The sequence below is a fragment of the Desulfovibrio sp. GTC20076 genome (assembly GCF_055385905.1).
In genome coordinates, this window is record NZ_AP039366.1 from 1,252,885 (window position 1) to 1,269,529 (window position 16,645).

29 protein-coding genes are annotated in these 16,645 nt (G+C 55.6%); 7 read left to right on the top strand and 22 right to left on the bottom strand.

The genetic code is table 11. The features are described 5' to 3' along the window. Positions 1–11 precede the first annotated feature (11 nt). From ACZ495_RS05445 to ACZ495_RS05540, 20 genes are all read right to left on the bottom strand, one after another. Entirely contained in the window at positions 12–449 is a 438-nt protein-coding gene (locus ACZ495_RS05445) for a Bbp16 family capsid cement protein (protein ID WP_464262786.1), read from the bottom strand. A 33-nt stretch (positions 450–482) separates the two neighbouring features. Then, positions 483–1,496, bottom strand: coding sequence for a major capsid protein (locus ACZ495_RS05450; protein ID WP_464262787.1), 1,014 nt, complete (start codon positions 1,494–1,496; stop codon positions 483–485). Between the two features lie 27 nt (positions 1,497–1,523). Beyond that, a complete protein-coding gene (locus tag ACZ495_RS05455; protein ID WP_464262788.1) occupies positions 1,524–1,850 on the bottom strand; it encodes a hypothetical protein in 327 nt (108 codons plus the stop codon). 98 nt (positions 1,851–1,948) lie between these two features. Next, positions 1,949–2,146, bottom strand: a complete 198-nt coding sequence (locus ACZ495_RS05460) for a hypothetical protein (RefSeq protein WP_464262789.1) — start codon at positions 2,144–2,146, stop codon at positions 1,949–1,951. After that, entirely contained in the window at positions 2,136–2,432 is a 297-nt protein-coding gene (locus ACZ495_RS05465) for a Bbp19 family protein (RefSeq protein ID WP_072311263.1), read from the bottom strand. The genes ACZ495_RS05460 and ACZ495_RS05465 overlap by 11 nt, the downstream gene beginning before the upstream one ends. Then, positions 2,432–4,129, bottom strand: a complete 1,698-nt coding sequence (locus ACZ495_RS05470; protein ID WP_464262790.1) for a portal protein — start codon at positions 4,127–4,129, stop codon at positions 2,432–2,434. Before ACZ495_RS05470 ends, ACZ495_RS05465 begins: the two co-directional genes overlap by 1 nt. A 10-nt stretch (positions 4,130–4,139) precedes the next feature. Beyond that, entirely contained in the window at positions 4,140–4,316 is a 177-nt protein-coding gene (locus ACZ495_RS05475) for a hypothetical protein (RefSeq protein WP_464262076.1), read from the bottom strand. Between the two features lie 32 nt (positions 4,317–4,348). Beyond that, positions 4,349–4,861, bottom strand: a complete 513-nt coding sequence (locus ACZ495_RS05480) for a hypothetical protein (RefSeq protein ID WP_072311266.1) — start codon at positions 4,859–4,861, stop codon at positions 4,349–4,351. A 2-nt stretch (positions 4,862–4,863) separates the two neighbouring features. Next, on the bottom strand, positions 4,864–6,342 hold the full coding sequence (locus ACZ495_RS05485; RefSeq protein ID WP_464262791.1) for a terminase: 1,479 nt from the start codon (positions 6,340–6,342) through the stop codon (positions 4,864–4,866). Continuing rightward, entirely contained in the window at positions 6,317–6,739 is a 423-nt protein-coding gene (locus tag ACZ495_RS05490) for a helix-turn-helix domain-containing protein (RefSeq protein ID WP_464262792.1), read from the bottom strand. The genes ACZ495_RS05485 and ACZ495_RS05490 overlap by 26 nt, the downstream gene beginning before the upstream one ends. Next, on the bottom strand, positions 6,739–7,023 hold the full coding sequence (locus ACZ495_RS05495) for a hypothetical protein (protein WP_464262793.1): 285 nt from the start codon (positions 7,021–7,023) through the stop codon (positions 6,739–6,741). The genes ACZ495_RS05490 and ACZ495_RS05495 overlap by 1 nt, the downstream gene beginning before the upstream one ends. Continuing rightward, a complete protein-coding gene (locus ACZ495_RS05500; protein WP_464262794.1) occupies positions 7,020–7,418 on the bottom strand; it encodes a 3TM-type holin in 399 nt (132 codons plus the stop codon). Before ACZ495_RS05500 ends, ACZ495_RS05495 begins: the two co-directional genes overlap by 4 nt. A gap of 2 nt (positions 7,419–7,420) precedes the next feature. Beyond that, the gene (locus tag ACZ495_RS05505; RefSeq protein ID WP_464262795.1) at positions 7,421–8,005 is read right to left on the bottom strand and encodes a glycoside hydrolase family 108 protein; all 585 of its coding nucleotides are present in this window, start codon (positions 8,003–8,005) and stop codon (positions 7,421–7,423) included. 56 nt (positions 8,006–8,061) lie between these two features. After that, positions 8,062–8,271: a hypothetical protein gene (locus ACZ495_RS05510; RefSeq protein WP_072311272.1), complete on the bottom strand. Its 210-nt coding sequence runs from the start codon at positions 8,269–8,271 to the stop codon at positions 8,062–8,064. Beyond that, positions 8,264–8,443: an anaerobic ribonucleoside-triphosphate reductase gene (gene nrdD / locus ACZ495_RS05515; protein ID WP_464262889.1), complete on the bottom strand. Its 180-nt coding sequence runs from the start codon at positions 8,441–8,443 to the stop codon at positions 8,264–8,266. Before nrdD ends, ACZ495_RS05510 begins: the two co-directional genes overlap by 8 nt. 16 nt (positions 8,444–8,459) lie before the next feature. Next, on the bottom strand, positions 8,460–8,906 hold the full coding sequence (locus ACZ495_RS05520) for a RusA family crossover junction endodeoxyribonuclease (RefSeq protein WP_296984499.1): 447 nt from the start codon (positions 8,904–8,906) through the stop codon (positions 8,460–8,462). 10 nt (positions 8,907–8,916) lie between these two features. Then, on the bottom strand, positions 8,917–9,468 hold the full coding sequence (locus tag ACZ495_RS05525) for a hypothetical protein (protein WP_464262796.1): 552 nt from the start codon (positions 9,466–9,468) through the stop codon (positions 8,917–8,919). After that, entirely contained in the window at positions 9,458–10,408 is a 951-nt protein-coding gene (locus ACZ495_RS05530; RefSeq protein ID WP_464262797.1) for a hypothetical protein, read from the bottom strand. The genes ACZ495_RS05525 and ACZ495_RS05530 overlap by 11 nt, the downstream gene beginning before the upstream one ends. Next, the gene (locus ACZ495_RS05535) at positions 10,408–10,671 is read right to left on the bottom strand and encodes a hypothetical protein (protein WP_464262798.1); all 264 of its coding nucleotides are present in this window, start codon (positions 10,669–10,671) and stop codon (positions 10,408–10,410) included. Before ACZ495_RS05535 ends, ACZ495_RS05530 begins: the two co-directional genes overlap by 1 nt. Further along, positions 10,646–11,131, bottom strand: coding sequence for a hypothetical protein (locus tag ACZ495_RS05540; protein ID WP_464262799.1), 486 nt, complete (start codon positions 11,129–11,131; stop codon positions 10,646–10,648). Before ACZ495_RS05540 ends, ACZ495_RS05535 begins: the two co-directional genes overlap by 26 nt. A 105-nt stretch (positions 11,132–11,236) precedes the next feature. On the opposite strand from ACZ495_RS05540, the gene ACZ495_RS05545 reads away from it, so the two are divergent. Further along, complete coding sequence (locus ACZ495_RS05545; protein WP_464262911.1) at positions 11,237–11,395, top strand: hypothetical protein; 159 nt, start codon at positions 11,237–11,239, stop codon at positions 11,393–11,395. Here ACZ495_RS05545 and ACZ495_RS05550 read toward each other — a convergent pair. Then, positions 11,346–11,594, bottom strand: a complete 249-nt coding sequence (locus ACZ495_RS05550; RefSeq protein WP_464262800.1) for a helix-turn-helix domain-containing protein — start codon at positions 11,592–11,594, stop codon at positions 11,346–11,348. The genes ACZ495_RS05545 and ACZ495_RS05550 overlap by 50 nt on opposite strands. A 92-nt stretch (positions 11,595–11,686) precedes the next feature. On the opposite strand from ACZ495_RS05550, the gene ACZ495_RS05555 reads away from it, so the two are divergent. Further along, positions 11,687–12,382 (top strand): S24 family peptidase, encoded by a 696-nt coding sequence (locus tag ACZ495_RS05555; protein WP_464262801.1) that lies wholly within the window; start codon positions 11,687–11,689, stop codon positions 12,380–12,382. 61 nt (positions 12,383–12,443) lie between these two features. Then, positions 12,444–13,151, top strand: a complete 708-nt coding sequence (locus ACZ495_RS05560) for a BglII/BstYI family type II restriction endonuclease (RefSeq protein WP_464262802.1) — start codon at positions 12,444–12,446, stop codon at positions 13,149–13,151. Here the strand turns inward: ACZ495_RS05560 and ACZ495_RS05565 are convergent, their stop codons facing one another. Next, entirely contained in the window at positions 13,152–14,009 is an 858-nt protein-coding gene (locus ACZ495_RS05565; protein ID WP_464262803.1) for an MT-A70 family methyltransferase, read from the bottom strand. A gap of 215 nt (positions 14,010–14,224) precedes the next feature. Here ACZ495_RS05565 and ACZ495_RS05570 point away from each other — a divergent pair, with 215 nt between their 5' ends. From ACZ495_RS05570 to ACZ495_RS05585, 4 genes are all read left to right on the top strand, one after another. Next, positions 14,225–14,455, top strand: coding sequence for a hypothetical protein (locus tag ACZ495_RS05570; RefSeq protein ID WP_296984512.1), 231 nt, complete (start codon positions 14,225–14,227; stop codon positions 14,453–14,455). Positions 14,456–15,233: 778 nt separating this feature from the next. After that, complete coding sequence (locus ACZ495_RS05575; RefSeq protein WP_333535381.1) at positions 15,234–15,593, top strand: hypothetical protein; 360 nt, start codon at positions 15,234–15,236, stop codon at positions 15,591–15,593. Positions 15,594–15,694: 101 nt separating this feature from the next. After that, the gene (locus ACZ495_RS05580; protein ID WP_464262804.1) at positions 15,695–15,850 is read left to right on the top strand and encodes a hypothetical protein; all 156 of its coding nucleotides are present in this window, start codon (positions 15,695–15,697) and stop codon (positions 15,848–15,850) included. Continuing rightward, the gene (locus ACZ495_RS05585; RefSeq protein ID WP_464262805.1) at positions 15,847–16,644 is read left to right on the top strand and encodes a RecB family exonuclease; all 798 of its coding nucleotides are present in this window, start codon (positions 15,847–15,849) and stop codon (positions 16,642–16,644) included. The genes ACZ495_RS05580 and ACZ495_RS05585 overlap by 4 nt, the downstream gene beginning before the upstream one ends. Position 16,645 lies beyond the last annotated feature (1 nt).

Here is a 16,645-nt window from a genome sequence, read left to right on the forward strand (position 1 = left end):
CGCTGCCGGGGCTAGCCCTGCACCACGCCCTTGTCGATATACATGCCAGCCTCATAGGGCAGGTCGTCTTCGCGCACGATGGCACCGAATATTTTGCCAGCGGTGAACGTGCCGGAGGGGGTGACAACCATTTTGAGCCAGGGCTTGCTTGCCCCACGGGGCAGGAAGCGCCAGCCGATGGATTTTCCCACCTTGAGGTCAGCCAGCGGCACGGTGACGGCGGAACCGGGAACATCGGTATAGGTTCCGGCTTCAGTGTCGGACTGCGTGAGTTTGAATGTGATGGACGTGCCGCCCGCAAAATCCTCGCCCACCACCTTGGCGCAAATGGGAATGGGTTCGGCCCGGCCAGGAATGAGAAACGACGTGAGCGCCACGGCGGGGCCAGTGACAGGCGCGCCCAGAATAGGAGTGCTGTCCATCATGATAAGGTTGGAATCAAGAAGCATGGTTGTAGTCCTTATATCTGCCCAAGCGTGGGGTTAGATGACTTTTTCTTCGGCGCTGATCACATCGCACTGACGGATGGGGCGACCGTGCAGGCTGGTGATCTGGCTGGACTTGAACAGGGGTCCGCCCTTCTGGGCGTCTTCGGTGCGGTAGGTTAGCGTGACATTGCCCGCGTCTGTGGCTTGAAGTTCCAAAGCTGTGAGTACGTCGGAGTTGCAATACCAGATGGCCTGGTTGCGCATGTGCTCGGGCATTTTGTTCTTGGCCTGGATGGTGAGCATGTGCAGGTCAATAAAGCCTTCTTCGCCCTTGCGCTTGGTCAGGGCCGCCACAGGGATGTTGGCCACGCGCACCACTGCGCGCCAGTCGCGCACGGTGAGACCGCAGCGCCAGTTGTACTTGTCGCCCACCACCTGGAATTTTTTGCCGCCGCCGTCCTGGGTCATGTACTTGCCGAGGTCCTCGGCGGAGAGTCCTCCGGTGCTGCCCTTGGGGTAAAGGCCGTGGGCGGTGTTGGCGCTCCAGTTGACAAGGTACATGGAAGTGCATTTGGCACTGCCCGCGCCCCCGGCGTTAATGACGTTGGGGCTGCTCTTGGAGGGATAGCGCATGGCCAGGCCGTTGAATTCGTCGGGGTTCACATTACTGTCGCCATAGAACAAGGTGCGGGCCACTTTCTGGCGCATGGCCTCGGCAAAAGCCTTTGCCTCGGACAGACGGAAAACCTTGGCCTTGTCGCCGTAAAGGTTCGTTTCTTCCACGTCGAGTTCCATAAGAGCCTCAAGAATGCCGCAACCTTCCTTGACCTGGCTCCACTGGGCCTTGGAGGGCGGCGTTCCCTGATAGAGCCTGCGCCAGTAAACCTCGGGCAGGCCGGTGCGGATGCGGGTAAGATGTCCGTCGCTCTGGTTGGACTCCATCCACTGGATGTCCGTGAGAATGTCGTTGGACTGGTTCATCAGTTCAATGATGTCGCCCGCCTTCTGGCCCTTGTAGAAGTCTTCAAGCTCAGCGAGGGTGGCGACAATGCCTTTGTTGTAGCTCATGGTGCATTCTCCTGATGCTGCAATTGGTTACATGTTGGGATAAAAACGATCTTCAAGCGGCTTGTCTTCCGCGCCGCCGCTCATGCCGGGCAGCTTGTCTTCACCCAAGGCGCGGCCTACACGGGCGAAGATGCGCAACACTGCCGGATTGTTGCCGTAGCCGGTTTCCGCCAGCATGGCGCGCACGTCACCGCTTTCGTCAAAGGTGGCCAGCGCTTTTTGGGCTTCGGCCACGGACGAATCAAACTTGTCGCCGCCAAAGTCTTTGTCTGCCTTGAATTCTTCAATCCACGCCTTGCCCTGAGCCTGCTGCTGTTCCTGCCAGGTGAAATAGTTGCCCGCCATGTACTGCATGACGGCCTCGCCCTGTTCCTTGGTGAGCTTGGCTGTTTTGCACAGGTCATTCAGCCCTTTCAGGCCAGCGTCATTGATGGGGTAGCCATCCGGCGCGGTCAGTTCGAACGGTTCCGGCTCGTTGGGCTTTCTGCGTCAGCGCCGTCTTTGCCCTTGTCGGCCTCGTTCTGAACCGGTTCAGGCTTGCCGCCTTCGTTGTTCGTCTCGTTGCTGCCCTGATTGCCGGGCTGGTCAGTAAGCAGGGTTCCGGCAGCGGCTTCCGCGCCTTCAGCGCCATTGGTGATTTCAGTATCCATTGGTGTCCTCCTTCAGTATTTCGGGGAGTACCCCGGCCTTCTTGGCCAAGGCTATGAGTTGTGCGCCGATATGGCGCTTCCCTTCATTGTATGCAGCGTGCGCGTGGTCTGGGGGCGAGGAATAGGCCGTGAGAATCTGAGTCTTGTCGATAATCCAGCGCAGAAACAGCAGGCCGTCAGGCGTGGACGCAATGCTGATGATTGCATTACAAAAGCACCGCTCTGCCTCCAATGCTGCTTCGCGCTGGCGCTGGGCTTTGTGTTCGGCATCTTCATAAAAATCCACTACATGCCTCCCAATCCGCCAACGATCGCATCAATGGCAGTCTGCCCATCCGCACCCAGCGGTGTTTGTCCAAGATTTTTGGCGGCTCCGGAAAGTTGGGATGCCTGCTCAATTGCCAGTTGTGCCTGCGCCTGCTGCTCTGCCTGGGCCTGTGCCTCGGCCCGCGCCTGCCTGATCTGCTGCACGTCCTGTTCAGAGCGCAGCATGGCTGCCGGAGCGCCCAAGGCGTCGGCGTACGCCCGGACGGTGTACTCAACGTCAATAATATCTGTGACCTCCGGCCGTACCGGGGCCACGTTGGCCACAAAAGCCACGGTCTGATCAATGGGGCTGGTGTTGGCCATGCGCTGCGCCTGGGCCAGAACCGAAGTGAATTCCACACGCAGGGGCGCGCCCTGCATGCTGGGAGGCACGGGCGGCAGCGCGTCAAATTGCTCCATGAGACTGAACGTGCGCAGAATCAGCGGGGAGTGCAGTTCTTTATCCAACCGTTCCACAACTGGCCCCAACATGCTGAGCTTTTCGCGCTCACGGGCATCAATTTCCGTTGCCGTGATATTGCGGCGATCATTGAGTATGAGCATTTTGAACAGGTCGGCGTACAGGCCATCGTGTATCTTCTGCTGCACTGCCTGTATTTTAAGTTCTGCTGCTTCAATAATCTGGGGCTGTATTTGTTGAATGGGCTTGATTTCACCATTGCTATTGTTTGTAAAATCAATGTAATTCAAACCGCTTGGCGTCAGGTCCACCCCCTCGGAGCGCAAGCCGACAGGCACACCCAGGGGCGGGTCAACGGCCTTGTGCATGGCCTTGAGCGTGGTGATGCCCATTTGCTGCAACATGCGGCAGTCGGAAAGCACATCCATGGCCGGGCTGCGGCCGTACTTGTCATTGCCGGTCACGTCCCAGCGGGGCGCAAATGCCGGAAAATCCTTGAAACCGGATTCACGCAGTATGCAGGGCTTACCGCCGCCGTTCTCGCCAAAACTCAACCAGTAGACGGAAGCATAGGGCATGTTTGCCGCGTCCATCCTACCGTATATTCTGTCTGTACGCGGGAATACGGCGTGAACCACATCAAAGAACTGCGTGGCCGGGGAACTGGCAGCCGTTTTTACTGCATCGGGGGCCTTGTCCTCGCCGAACTGCTGTATGATCTGCCGGGCCGACATGCGCAGCCGGTACATGAATGTATCCACCGTGCCATTGTCATCTACGTCCAACACATACTCGCCAGCGGGGATGAGTTTGAAATGCAGGCCCGTCCAGTCTGCAGTTTCAATAAGCAGACCTGGCCCGAATGTACCCAGGTCCGCATACAGGCTGTGGCTGGCGTTATAGAAATTGCTGCGGTGCAAGAGCGCCTGCATACGCTTGGTCACGTCGTCAAGCCATGCGCCGATCTCGCCCGTGTGGTCGCTCTCGTCTTCAAGCGTCAGCCGGAACCACGGGCGCACGGGCGAAGTCATGCCGCCCTGCATGCCGGCGGCCAGGGTACGCATGTCCAGAATGCCGGTGGTGTCCACAATCTTCTTGTTGAGCACTTCAGGCTTGCGGGTGCTTGAATCACTGTCCGCCCTGAATTTGGTGGGCAAAAAATGTTCGGCAAGGTCACGCCACGCGGCATCCCACGGGCTGCGCTCGTTGCGTAACGCCTGATACCGCTGATTAAGCTTATTAATGTCCACGGCCATGATGCCGCTCCTACTGCCCCAGCAGGGTTTTGCCGCCGCTGTTGTTCGCGGCTGTGCCGGTCAGGATGGTCGATTGCAAGCCTGCCGCCTTGGCAGCGCGTCGTTTTTGATCATCGCGGGCTGCTGTTGCGGCCTCGGTGACAGGCTTGGTCACTTCGGCTTTCGGGGTTTCCTTAATCTCAGGCATGCTGGGGCTTCCGCCTCCTCCAAATGGCATAATTATTCTCCTTTCATCTGCGCGAGGCGCAGGCTTTGCGGCGTACACATGACCATGACGCCATCAACAAAACGCTGTTTTCGGGCCAGCCAGCATGCGCCGGGCAGCCTTGTTACAATCTCAAAGCCGCAAGCCTCGGCCAGTTGCCAGGCGTGCCGAAACTGCACGGGTGTGATGCCGACAATGGCGCTGGCATCGTGTTGCGTGAACATGTAGTCAAAGCCGCCCTGGGCCTGCCGTGCGGCGCAATGGAATCCGGCGTGAAAGGCTGTAAAGTCGAAGCGCCACACACTGCCCTGGAATGTTGTGAAATGCCCACAGCCCAGCAGATCGCCCGTGGCCGCATCGGTGCAGCACAGCAGTACGCCGTGAGCCGTGACGCGAAGCCACGTTTCAAGTGTCGGTGCAGTAAAACCGCTCATAGCCCACGGCAACAGCCCTTCGGCGTCGGCTTTACGAAACGGAATGGCCTTGGCTTCTGGCGTGGTGGCTTCGGTGTACGTGAAGGCGCGCATGGCTACTGGCTCCACATGTCGTAAGAGGTTTTGGCCTTGCGTGGCGCACCGCCTGGCGGCATGGTGGGCACGGGGTAGGCATAGGTGAGCGCCATTGCATCGCCACGGTTGGGAGATGGCAGGCCGCGTTTCTTCATGTCCTTCTTGCTCTCAAGCTGGATCTTGCCGTCTATGCGGGCCACTGTTTCCGGGCCAATGAGGTCCTGGTAGAGCAGGTCGTCGCTGGGGTCGATTGCCGCGCCGTTTTTGAGGGCTTTTTTCATCTCGCCCCACATCTCAGCGCGCTTATTGAGGTAGCCGGGGTCTGATGCTTCACCAGCAAACCAGACAAGCTTCCAGTGCCGGCCCATAACGTCGCCAGCAGACTTGATGCCAGTTCCATAGCCAGCGTCGATATGCACAGCAGCGGCGTGGTGCTCGTCTTCCAAGCGTGCAATGATACTTGCGATCTCAAAGTCGTTTTCGTTGCGGGGGATGCTGACAAGGCTCTTGTGGTACAGCCCTTGGCGTAAGAAGATTTCCAGCGAATCTTCGCCCGTCCATGCCGGGTCAACGCCAATAATGGCGGGGGCGAACTGATATTGTTCCGGCCTCAAATTCCGCTTTTGCGCAGCATCGGCATCGGCGCTTGAAATGAACTGCATGACAGACTGCTTCGGGAACTGCCCACGAACGCGGATCTTCACGAAGTCAGAATCTTCGCCGTAGTCATCAACCCACTCTTTAATCTGAGCTTTGTTCGTGATTGATACGGTGCGGCTATCAACCTGTCGGGTGTGCCAGCGGTGGCGAAACCTGTGAAAGCAGCCGTGGAATTTTCCCGTATTGCGAGTGGGGTTACCGCAAACAACCCAGATGATTTCCGTGTCGTCGTCAGTAAGAGCGCCTTCAGAAACGTCCCAAATTGAATCAGGGATGGCCGAGGCTTCGTCAAAAATAAGAAGGACGCGCTTGCCCTTGTTGTGCAGCCCGGCGAAAGCCTCTGTGTTGCGCTCCGACCAAGGCACCATGTCACAACGCCAGGTCTTCTCATGGCCGGGGAGTTTGCTGATAAGGGCCGTGGCCGTGCAGTCGAACCAATGTCCGCAAAGACATAGTCTGTGCCATTTGGACAGTTCAGCCCACGTCTTGCCTTTAAGCTGCGCCTCAGTGTTGGCCGTTACGACACCGCGCGTGTCCTTGAACGTAGAAAAGGCCCACATGATGATCCAAGCCACGAATGCAGACTTGCCGATACCGTGACCGGATGCGATTGCACGACGAATCGCCGTGGACACTGCGTCGGAAACACTCACGCCATCACGCAGCCCCTGACCAATGCCGTCCAGCTCTTCGCGCTGCCACGGTTCTGGGCCATCCATACTCGCAAGCTCACCCTCGCCCCACGGGAAGGCGTAAAGAACGAACCCTAGCGGGTCGAAAGCAAAGCCGCCCACGTCATGGGCAAGCTGCTCTTCATATACGTTCTTTTGCGCGCTCACGGCCCTTCTCCAGTGCTGAGACGTTCAGATCACCAGAAACGTCCATCTTGATATTCTCCCGGTACTTCTCAGGCTTGTGAGCTTTCAGCAGCACGATCAACAGCGTGTCGGAAAACTTGCGAACAGTGCCGACCTTCACGCCCTTATGGAAAACAGGCTCAAGCCAGCCGTCATATGCACGGCGGCGCGCCTCATCTTCCAGGGCCGACACGCCAAGGGCTTCAGCTTCGTCCCAAACCTTTGCAAAGGCTGGGTCTGCCTTGCGTTTGTTGTAGAGTTGTGTCCGATTAATCTTGGCTTTCTTGGCGGCGCGTGTGACATTACCGCTCTCAGCTAGAGCGATTAAAAAGACATCCTCTTTTTTAGGTGTCACTTTTTTTGTCACTTTTGTGGCCATCACTCTTTCCGTGATAAAAGCTTTTTCACGTCTTCACGTATTTCTTTAACGTCTGTGGGTACACTCGCCAGCTTTGCCAGTTCGCGCCCTTGCGACTCGCTCTTGAACTCAAGGCGCTCGATGCGCAGGTCATGCCGCTCAAGGTCCTTCTGAATGCTGGCCAAGTCTTTTTCTGTGCGTGCCGTGAACAGGTAAAGACCGAGAATTGCGCCAGTAAATGACGATGCTCCGGTCACAACAAGCCCCGCGCCGATTTTGAGCGCGAAATCTTTCGCGATATTCAACGCCCAACCCCTTTGATCTTTTCAATGCTCCGTAGGCCACCAATGCCCAGCATGCCGAACACCAGTTCCCAGAGCATGCCGTCCAACGTTGGGGGGATAGGGGCGTCTGGATACCAAACAGCTGCTATCCACACCCAGAACGGACGCAAGATATACTGAAACGCTAAAGCCCCACCGCAGACCCAACCGATAAACGGACGCCAACCAGCTACGAATATGGAATTATGAGTGGCTTCTGACTTATTGACTTCCATCTGACCTTGGGCTTCCGCCTGGGCCATTTCCAGCAGCTTGAGTGCTTGTTCCGCTTGGGCTTTCTTATCGCCGCTGAGAGTGTCCAGCAGGCCAGAGATAAGAGTGCCTACAACAGGCAAAGCAGCGAGAAAGCCAGCCACCGCTAAAGCCCCCGCACGTAGCGCCGCAGATCGTCCACGCGGTTGATCCAGCCGCGCAAAAAAACCTGCTGGCTGGGGTTATTGGCAACGATGGTCTGGAAGAACGCCTCGCGCGCGTCGAGCATGGCCGTAAGGGCCTTGTCCGTGTCAGCAAGCTGCATGGCGGCGCGGGTGGCCGGTCCCATGATGCCGTCCACGACCAGCGGCTGGCCGTAGGCTACGCAGCGGTTGTAGCCGCGCTGGGCGAGCTTGACGGATTGGGCGGGGCCGCTGTTGACTGCGGCGTCATAGAGCACCACGGCAGGGCGCAGAGGAATGAGACCGAGCCTGAGCTTGTCCCAGAACTGCCAACGGAACAGCGACGCGGCCTGATCTCTGGTCAGATCGTAAATGACCTGGCGTGTGATAGGCAGTCTGATGCCCATACGCTCCAGTACGTCGCGGTTTGATTGCGTGCCAGACAGGCCGCCGAGAAATTTGAGACTGACGCCGTACTTGGTCAGTCCGCCGCCGTCGTCGGGATGGTCGGACTCCCCGCCTTCCCACTTGGCAGTAAATTTGTGTGCAATGTTGAAATTGTTGGCCACGGCTTACGCTCCTGTTTGGGTAGAAGCGTAACGCGAAAGCCAAGCAATACCCTATGTCAAAGATTGTCAAAAACCGTCAAAGATTGTGAAAGATTGTCAGAAGGCTTTTTTATGGGCTTGCTTTTTCCGTGTTTGTCGAGTTCTGGCTTGTACGCAAACACTCCACCATCCTTCCGAATGGGATACCCGCGCGCCAAGATTGTATTGCGTGATATGCCCAGGTAGCACTCGATCTGCGCCCATCCCTCAAGCTTATCTTTACCCACACGTCCCTCCCAACCCATGCTTTACCCGATCCCGTTCCTCTGCCCGCTTGGCGTTGTTGAACCTGTCCAGATCGCCCACGAGATATCCGGTGATCCTGCGGGTGCGCTCAAAACCAACACCAACGCCGACGAGCCTTCTTGGCTGCCGCGGCTCTGCCTCGACCACCACCATGTCGGGATATGCGTAATCAAACATGTGGACACTCCAGAATTTCGATCTCCCAGCGCGGTTCGTCTGAGTAGTATTTCCCTGTGTGCGGCAGGTAGCCCACAACCAGCTTGTCATCTTCCCAAAATCGCAGTTTCGACAGGCAGTCCTTGACGTGCTTCAGCAAATTGTCCAGGTCGGGCTTTGTGGTTGGGCGCACAACTCCTTTTCGAGCCAGGGTCTGGAATTCTTTGGGCTTACCTGTAAACCATGACGGCTTGCTCTTCGGTATCGGCAGGAAGGCCTTCACGCCCAGGAGCAATTGCCCTTGAAACGGCTGTGCTGGCTGGTACGGGCCGAGCAGAGCCATAAGCGCCTCCTCTTCGGCAGCCTGACGCTTGTCCTTGTACGTGCGCGAAAAGCCATTTACCACGCCGTGCCGGGCGCGCATCTGGGCTTTGGGAACGATTCTGACGACAAGTTTCATACCCCCCCCCCTACTGCGTGATTTCCAGTACGCGGTTTAGGATGGCGCGAGACGATTCAGGCCCACCCACAAGCGCCTTAATGCCCTCACTGCCGAGCATCATTGCCTCTTCCCTGCCGTGGGACTGCTTCCATGCCTCGATAAATTCCCTGCGCCGCCATTCCAGCTTGTCTGTATCCCATGAGCAGGCGGCGTCCCATCCACCCATACCGCGCAAAACGTAGGACGTTGTGGGGCAAAACTGCGGGCAGTTGTAGCGACCACGGCGGCCGATGTCGTCAACGAGCTTGTTCCATTCGGCGGCTGCCGCGATGTCCAGCGATTCTTCCTGCGGGATAATGCCAGCGATTCTTTCCATGGCCTCGCGCAACACCGCAAATGGCGGAATCGTCTTGTACTTGTATTGCACGATCACAGCACGAACACCTGCGTTGACGACATCGGCGGGATATTCTTCCAACAACTCAAGCCAGATTTTCAGGAGAGCCGTGGAAAATTCCTTTCCGAAATTCGCTGAAAGCGCCATGATGGCGGCCAGCTTTTCTTTGTTTTCATCGCGCATTTAATGCCCTCCCGCCGTTTAGCCCTCGCTGTTCCATTTCAGCCAGCACGCTCATTCCGGCTTCATATGTGAGCCGTGCAGCCCTGTCGGCCTGTGATTCATGTTTCGCGTTTGCGACAGGAGAAGCCCTCGACGTAGCAGACGGCGGCCTGAGCCAGGCTCGTTCCCGTAGATATTTTGCAAGGCCCGGCGCAAAGCCCTGATCCCAGAACTGGCAATCAATGCGGGCCTTGAGGTCTTCATAAATCCGAGAGTCACCGGGATACGCCGTGGCTGCCCTGAGTTGCTTGTATTCCGTGAATCCGGCCAGCGGGGCTTCAGGCCTGAAATGCTCATCCCAGAATTGCCGTAGCTCCTGAAAATCAATGCTCGGCTCAGTGGGAACAGTGCCAGCAGGGTTTATATCCGCTGCGCAGGCTTCAACGCGCGCGCTATCTTCGTTCTCAAGACTACTCACAGGATATATATTCTTCTCTTCTCTTTTCTTATCTTCTCTTATCTTATCTGTGTTCGTTTGCGTTCGGCCTGCGTTCGCAGTGCGTTCGGTCTGCGTTCGGCCTGCGTTCGGTTCTTCAGGGCAGGCAGATTTTTCCTTCTTCTTGCGTTCGCGCCACTCGCGGGCGCGTTCAGCGCTGCCATCTTCCCGCACAGGCTGCCGCTTTGACCAGTTGACTATGTGTCCACCTGCAATGCGTGGGCGCTTGCCGCTGGAGAGGGCGTCGACAACGGCCTGCGATGTGCCATCCTCCAATTGCAACAGGGCATCCACGCTCTCAGGGTCAAAAGCATCAATGCTGCCCCTGTCGTCGGCCTGTGAGGCGCATTCGAGCAGTGCAGCCCATATGGCGATGACAATGGCGACAGGCTGCCCAGACTTGCGAGCGATGAGTGGCCATTTATCGTCAGAGATTGCGCCATGATACCAGCGAAGCCATTCCATTATCTGCCTCCACCAGCTCTTAATACCATCCGCCACTGCATGAATGTTGGTATGCCCTCAAACAGAACCTTGATTTTTGGCGGGCAGTCCGATTCGAGGCAGTAGCGCATCCTGAACTCTGTTTTTGAGAGCCGAAACGAGCCGGCGACTTCCCGGGGCTGCACAATCCATTCGCCACGATCCAGCGCGCAATACACGATTGCATATGGGCGGCGCAGGGTGATGGCCCGAACCGCGTTACGAGGGTTGAGCGATGAATCCATGACTATTCTCCTCGATGACCTTTGCTGTCGTCTGCCGTAATTCAGCCAATGCCATTTCCTGCGCCTGCAGCAACTCAGCAGCGCACGCCTTGCCATCCAGATACCGCTGGCCGACCTCATGAAACCGCACCACCGCCGGGAAGTCCTGGAGCATTTCACCCTCAGCGGTAGGGGCATCCGGGGCCTCGGCCTCGTATGACACAATGGAATAGCCGAACATGGCCGCAAGATAGCGCAGCGGTGCAACATCCGCGGTTACGCGCATGACGTTCACCAGTTGCGACACTTTCAGCGTGTCCGGCGCCGTAGGGTTTGCATTCAACGCTGTGTAAAGGCTGGACTCGGACAGCCCCTTGCCCTCTTCGTGCTCAATGGCCTTAAAAACTCCGCGCTTGCCGCCCGGATAGGTGGCGCACGCTTGAGCCAGAAGGGACGTAATCCTCTGTAACTGCTCTCTCATATTGTAATTCCTTCCAGCCGCTCCGGGCCGTAATCTGTTTTCATGGCAAAACCAGAGCCGTTAATCTTCCGCGCATACATCACACCGAAGCAGGGCCACCTGCTCGTGACAATCCTCTCCCCTGCCCTCCCTAAGCCTCTGTACCGCAGCTACCCGGCAGACATTGACGAGGCCGCCGCAGTTGAAATGGCCGTGGCGCGGGCAGCAGCGTTGCTCACGGTCGGGCCTGCGCAGGTTCGTGTGGCGTGGCAGGGGCTGCTGTAGGTGACCAGAGATCGGGGCGGAGCTTTGAGCGAGGAATGTCGAACGCTGCTTCATAGCGGATGGCGGACTCGGCAGAAACAGACCGCTTACCCATGCAATGATGATAGACAACGCTCCGGGAACTAAACCCTGCGCTGCTAGCCATCTGGTCATAAGTCAGCCCATGAAGCTGCCGGTACTGTTCAATTATGTTTTCCATGTGCACTATGTTTTCATGAGAAAACAAAAATTGCAACGCAAAAGATTTCTAGACGATTGCTGAAAACAATGATCAGCCCCTAAGGTAAAAAGATGGATAAATGGGACGAAACAGCAGCAAAGGCTTGGGTCGCGATACTTGAAAAAGTTCGCCAGCTTAATTCTGAAGGGCAAACCCTTGAGCAGATTTCTAAACTCTTGGGTATAAAAAACCGTGGCTCAATAAGCCTGTGGCTCAGTGGTGACAGGAAAGCTGAAAACACATCTTTCCCAAACATGTTACGATATCTTGAGCGGTTGGGCCTTGATTACGCCACGTATCTTCCAGAAGGCAGAGGCCCATCAATATCAAAGCCCGGCCATCCTCCCGTACCCGTCTCAGGTGACGATCTCAAAACCATCAACGTCTACGATGTGGCCGGGGCTGGCCCTGGGGTTGCCCTATCCGAAGTTGAGCCACTGTTCAGCGTAACAGCACCGCCATCATATTTCCGCATGTCAGACTACGCGCTCAAAGTAAGCGGCCACAGCATGGAGCCGCTGATCCCTCATGGCGCGGTTGTTGGGGTGCGCCTGGGCGCGGAATTCATGGCCAATGAGCTTTTTGCTGCGCGCATCCCTTACGAGGGGCTGGTGATTAAGCGCGTGGGCGTGGACTTCGCGCGTAAGGAGTTTGTCTTTAAGTCCCAGAATCCGGACAAGGAAAGCTACCCAGATTTCAGGGTGGGCATAAATGAAGGCGAAGAAATTATCGTAGGCCGCGTTGTCTGGGTGATGGTGGGGTACTAACCTTTTATCTTTTCTCATTATTTTTGTTTTTAAAATATTAAGCTTTTCTGGAGATAGAAAAATGTATCAGACTCACACATATAAATCACCAGATGTGCTGTCACCAGACATACAATCTTGCTGGGCTTTTATGGAGACAGGTTCTGCTGCTGCAATTTTGCAAGCTGTTTGTCCTAGTGAGTGGAATGACATTGTTGCCTTTCTAGCTACCTATCGTTTGGACCCCAAGCATTGGCTAAAAAAGGGAGGGAACAGGGGGGATATTGCGAGTCAAATCGACTCTTTTTTTGGTCTACGAGGCTGGAAGGAAACAAGGATTGACCTTGAAACAAAGGGAATCCTGTTCTCCAAAGCCAATGTGCGCATTGGCGAACTTGAGCCAGTATATCAAGAAGGATACCTTGTAGATAACTTTAAAGGGCGAGTTGCTCTTGATGTTGAATGGAATGCAAAAGACGGAAATCTTGACCGAGATTTGTCAGCATATAGAACATGGCATGAGGCGGGGATCATAACGGCCGCAGTCGTGATAACAAAGGACAGGGAGCCACTTAAACTATTGGCTGAAAAAATTTGGAAGGAATATCAAGACTCCCTGCCCAAAGAACAAAGGGACTATACCCTCCCTATCGACTTGCGAACATCAACCGTTACGGCGCTTGACAAAGCCGCATTAAGAGTACGGCGTGGAGTTATGGGAGTGTGTCCGCTCTTAATTGTTGCTGCAAATGAAAAGACTTGGAACGGTGAGCCATATTGTGATGACTAGCTAAGAGGTATTTCGGCCGTGCGCAGCTCGGCCACGAGGCCTCAGTGTAGCACCAGAAATGTCTAGTAACATACGCACTCTTTGAATTGAATAACCTGTCTCTTCCGCCAGCTGGCGGATACTGCTGCCGTTCTCATAACGACCTCGAAGTTCGAGGCCTATTGCACTGGCCATATTTTCGTCAATATGTTCATTTGGACGGAATGCGGGCATGATTGCCCCTCCCGCATAACCTTTGTGGACACGACCTTTTGGAGCATGTTCAATAGTTGCTTCATCCCCCCACGCGACCCAACCACTACGTGGATACCTTGCGAAAAGCTCTAAAAAAGGCCCCGGGGAGCATGCCTCTATCAGGTCATATTGCTCATCTGGTTTTCTTGAGTGTTCGCGCTTTCTTGTTTCAATCATATTTACCTGTGACCTAGCGGGGGCAAGAGTTCTCATTGAACCGCGGACTCCGAACAGAATTAACTCGCTAACATTCCTAAAATAAAAACCAACACCACGGCCATCTGGCCCACCATCTTTACGCCTTTTTGCCCAAACGATATTGCTTACATATCGAAACCCCCAAGCCTTCATTACCTCCAGTCCCTCAGGCAAAAGAGCATTGGGAACCCAAAGATAAAGATGAGCATTTAACGATGAGATTTCCTTGATTTTCATCTGCTTAATCTCATCTAACGACATTGTTGAATAACGATCCAGGCGACGGTGTTCGGGCGCAACTTTGCCTGTGCGGTTGGCAAATCTCCAAGGAGGGTCAGCCAAAATAGTTCTGAATCCTCCTAAAACTTTAGGTAAAGGTATAGATTTCAAATTGTTGTGAGGCAAAGAGCTATCAGTTTTCAGCATTTTGTGTTCCTTGGATAAGATCTTTTAATAGATCTTTAAAGTATTCATTTGCAACTGTCAATTGAAACTCGGAACCGCACAAGCCTATCTTACTAATTTGTTTGAACACGACGAACGCCCATCTTGGGGGCTTTTTTGCGCCCGGCCCCAAGTTGCCCCAGAGCCGGGCCTCCTGCTATCAAGAAGTACCACCAACTTTTAGCAGGAGAAATATTATGAGTGTCACTGAAATGCTTTCCAGTTTAACAGAGGCCGAGAAGATTGACCTTGCCGCGAAGCTGACACAAGCTGCCATGAGCCACAGCGGTTTTGGCCCGCTCCCCGGGAAATGGTCTCATCAGGATGCCGCAAGGGCATCGGCCGACAGGGCATACATGGTTTTTGGCCACATACTTACCCACATTGTTGAGGGACATCAGCCAATGAGGTTCCCTGAGAGGGGATAATAGCCTCTTCCCCGATCCACCACTGAAGCCTTTCAACGGCGGCGCGGATTTCGCCAAGCTTGTGACCACGGCAAAGATTGTAAAGCTGCTCTGCCAAGAGATACGTTTCGTCCCTAGCTGGGCTTGTAGCAGTTCTGTTTAGTTCCATATTATCACTATCTCCCCGCCCCCTTCTGGGGGCTTTTTTGTTGCCCGCTGAACTGCGGGTGTTTTTGTTTTACCCTATAAGTTATCTTTTGAAAACTTTTCATTGACTTTGTTTTCAAATGATAACAGACTGTCTTCACCAACGCACTACCAGCGCGAACACAGCCCACGGGCGAAAGTAGCACAAGCCGGGAGAGCGAAGGGAAGGCCACAAGTACCGGGTGCAGGACAGCCGCAAGCCCACGGGAGCGGGAAGGCAAACGAAGCACAGGGAAGGCTGAGGAAAGTAAAAGCCCCACAGGGTGGGCGGGTTCTGTTGATCCGTCGCGGAAGATCTACGGCGTCGGGGAGGTTCTGGGGGAGGTGACTAACCCCACAGGGTGACAACCTGCAAAAGAGTTCGGCAATAATTCAGACAGAACGAATTTCTTTCATATACCGCCAGGGAAACATCAACGCCTTGGCGGCAATGTCGGAATTTCAAATTGGCAAGCGCACCACGCCTTACTTGTTCCCCGTGGCTGCGCAGGGCCGGGCGCATTGGGCGCCCGGCTTTTACATCTCCCGACATCAGTCGGTTTACATACAGGCCGGGGATTTACCCCCGGCCTCAACTTTTACGGGGGCCGCCATGAGCGAAGAATTTTACACGCATGAGGACGATGACCTTGAAATTCTCTCTTCGGAAAGAATCTGCGGCAATTGCCGCTTCTGGGATCGCTCTGAAGCCATGGTGGTTCCCGTGTATGACCGCAACGGCATCCGGCGCGGTGAGCTTTCCGTGTGCCCCTGCACTCGCGGCGCGGTTGAAGCTGATGCGGGCGTGTCTGTGACTCTCACGGCGGCAACGGGCCGCTGCGATAACCACGCGGATGAATTCGAGCCGTGTTCAGATTATCTTGATGAACTGGCAAGCCCGGCGTGCTGTGGAACATTCGGTGTTCAGCCCGGGCTGGACTTTCCGGAAACCTTGGGGAGTGGATATGCTTAGTGTTCGACTCGCGTATCTCGGTGATTGGCTGCGCGCGGTGTCCGCAGCCGGGCTTGTCCCTCTGGCGCTGGCGATCTGCAATAGACTGCTAGGGGGCTGACATGTGGCGAGACCTTAACCCTGTGAGCAACTGGCGCGGCTGGGCTTTGGCTCTGGCCGCGCTTTTGCTTTTCGCCCTTGTTGGCGGTCTGGACGGCCCTGAACAACACGCGGCATATGCCGAGGCGGCAAAGAAAATACAGATGGAGCGGAAATGATGAACATGATCACTATCCGCGCATCCTCCCTGCCGGAGCTTTTTGATTGCCCGGCACGATGGGAAGCGAAATACGTCAAAGGCATGCGCCAGCCCCGCAGCGGCGCCGCGCAGCTTGGCACGGCAGTGCATGCCGGAACTGCGCTGTTTGATAGCAGCCGCCTTGACGGCAATCCCGTGACAGCGGATGAAGCTGCGGGCGCGGTGGTCGATGCAGTCCACAAGCCAAAAGAAGACGTTGACTGGGGGGAAGACAGCCCCGGCGAAGCTGAAGCTATCGGCATAGCTCTGCATAAGAGATATTGCCAAGAGATCGCCCCCCATCAGCAATATGTGGCTATTGAGGCCAAATGCACTGAGCTTAAAATTCCCGATATCGGCATCGCTCTCACTGGAACAACCGATCGCGTGACATTTACGGATAATGGATACGGCATTGCAGACATCAAAACCGGCAAAACGGCTGTGGCCGCTGACGGTACAGTTAAAACCGCTGGGCATGCCGCTCAGATTGCCGTGTATGAACTGATGACCGGGCATGCATTGGGGCGTGTCATTGAGGCCCCCGCGCAAATCATCGGCTTGCAGGTTGCAAAAACCGAGAAAGGCCGCCGGGCTGGCATCGGTACAATAACCGGCGCGCGTGAACTGCTTGTGGGTGATGAATACTCTCCCGGCCTGCTACAGATGGCCGCTGACATGCTGCATTCCGGACGTTTTTTCGGCAACCCTCGCTCTCAACTCTGCAATCCCAAATACTGCCCGGCTTTCAATGTGTGCCGGTGGAGGAAGTAAT

Excerpts from the sequence above, each read along its gene's own strand:
- ACZ495_RS05445 (WP_464262786.1), bottom strand. The coding sequence starts at position 449 with ATGCTTCTTGATTCCAACCTTATCATGATGGACAGCACTCCTATTCTG.
- ACZ495_RS05450 (WP_464262787.1), bottom strand. The coding sequence starts at position 1,496 with ATGAGCTACAACAAAGGCATTGTCGCCACCCTCGCTGAGCTTGAAGAC.
- ACZ495_RS05455 (WP_464262788.1), bottom strand. The coding sequence starts at position 1,850 with ATGCAGTACATGGCGGGCAACTATTTCACCTGGCAGGAACAGCAGCAG.
- ACZ495_RS05460 (WP_464262789.1), bottom strand. The coding sequence starts at position 2,146 with ATGGATACTGAAATCACCAATGGCGCTGAAGGCGCGGAAGCCGCTGCC.
- ACZ495_RS05470 (WP_464262790.1), bottom strand. The coding sequence starts at position 4,129 with ATGGCCGTGGACATTAATAAGCTTAATCAGCGGTATCAGGCGTTACGC.
- ACZ495_RS05475 (WP_464262076.1), bottom strand. The coding sequence starts at position 4,316 with ATGCCTGAGATTAAGGAAACCCCGAAAGCCGAAGTGACCAAGCCTGTC.
- ACZ495_RS05480 (WP_072311266.1), bottom strand. The coding sequence starts at position 4,861 with ATGCGCGCCTTCACGTACACCGAAGCCACCACGCCAGAAGCCAAGGCC.
- ACZ495_RS05490 (WP_464262792.1), bottom strand. The coding sequence starts at position 6,739 with ATGGCCACAAAAGTGACAAAAAAAGTGACACCTAAAAAAGAGGATGTC.
- nrdD (WP_464262889.1), bottom strand. The coding sequence starts at position 8,443 with ATGGTGGTGGTCGAGGCAGAGCCGCGGCAGCCAAGAAGGCTCGTCGGC.
- ACZ495_RS05520 (WP_296984499.1), bottom strand. The coding sequence starts at position 8,906 with ATGAAACTTGTCGTCAGAATCGTTCCCAAAGCCCAGATGCGCGCCCGG.
- ACZ495_RS05525 (WP_464262796.1), bottom strand. The coding sequence starts at position 9,468 with ATGCGCGATGAAAACAAAGAAAAGCTGGCCGCCATCATGGCGCTTTCA.
- ACZ495_RS05530 (WP_464262797.1), bottom strand. The coding sequence starts at position 10,408 with ATGGAATGGCTTCGCTGGTATCATGGCGCAATCTCTGACGATAAATGG.
- ACZ495_RS05535 (WP_464262798.1), bottom strand. The coding sequence starts at position 10,671 with ATGGATTCATCGCTCAACCCTCGTAACGCGGTTCGGGCCATCACCCTG.
- ACZ495_RS05540 (WP_464262799.1), bottom strand. The coding sequence starts at position 11,131 with ATGAGAGAGCAGTTACAGAGGATTACGTCCCTTCTGGCTCAAGCGTGC.
- ACZ495_RS05550 (WP_464262800.1), bottom strand. The coding sequence starts at position 11,594 with ATGGAAAACATAATTGAACAGTACCGGCAGCTTCATGGGCTGACTTAT.
- ACZ495_RS05555 (WP_464262801.1), top strand. The coding sequence starts at position 11,687 with ATGGATAAATGGGACGAAACAGCAGCAAAGGCTTGGGTCGCGATACTT.
- ACZ495_RS05560 (WP_464262802.1), top strand. The coding sequence starts at position 12,444 with ATGTATCAGACTCACACATATAAATCACCAGATGTGCTGTCACCAGAC.
- ACZ495_RS05565 (WP_464262803.1), bottom strand. The coding sequence starts at position 14,009 with ATGCTGAAAACTGATAGCTCTTTGCCTCACAACAATTTGAAATCTATA.
- ACZ495_RS05570 (WP_296984512.1), top strand. The coding sequence starts at position 14,225 with ATGAGTGTCACTGAAATGCTTTCCAGTTTAACAGAGGCCGAGAAGATT.
- ACZ495_RS05575 (WP_333535381.1), top strand. The coding sequence starts at position 15,234 with ATGAGCGAAGAATTTTACACGCATGAGGACGATGACCTTGAAATTCTC.
- ACZ495_RS05580 (WP_464262804.1), top strand. The coding sequence starts at position 15,695 with ATGTGGCGAGACCTTAACCCTGTGAGCAACTGGCGCGGCTGGGCTTTG.
- ACZ495_RS05585 (WP_464262805.1), top strand. The coding sequence starts at position 15,847 with ATGATGAACATGATCACTATCCGCGCATCCTCCCTGCCGGAGCTTTTT.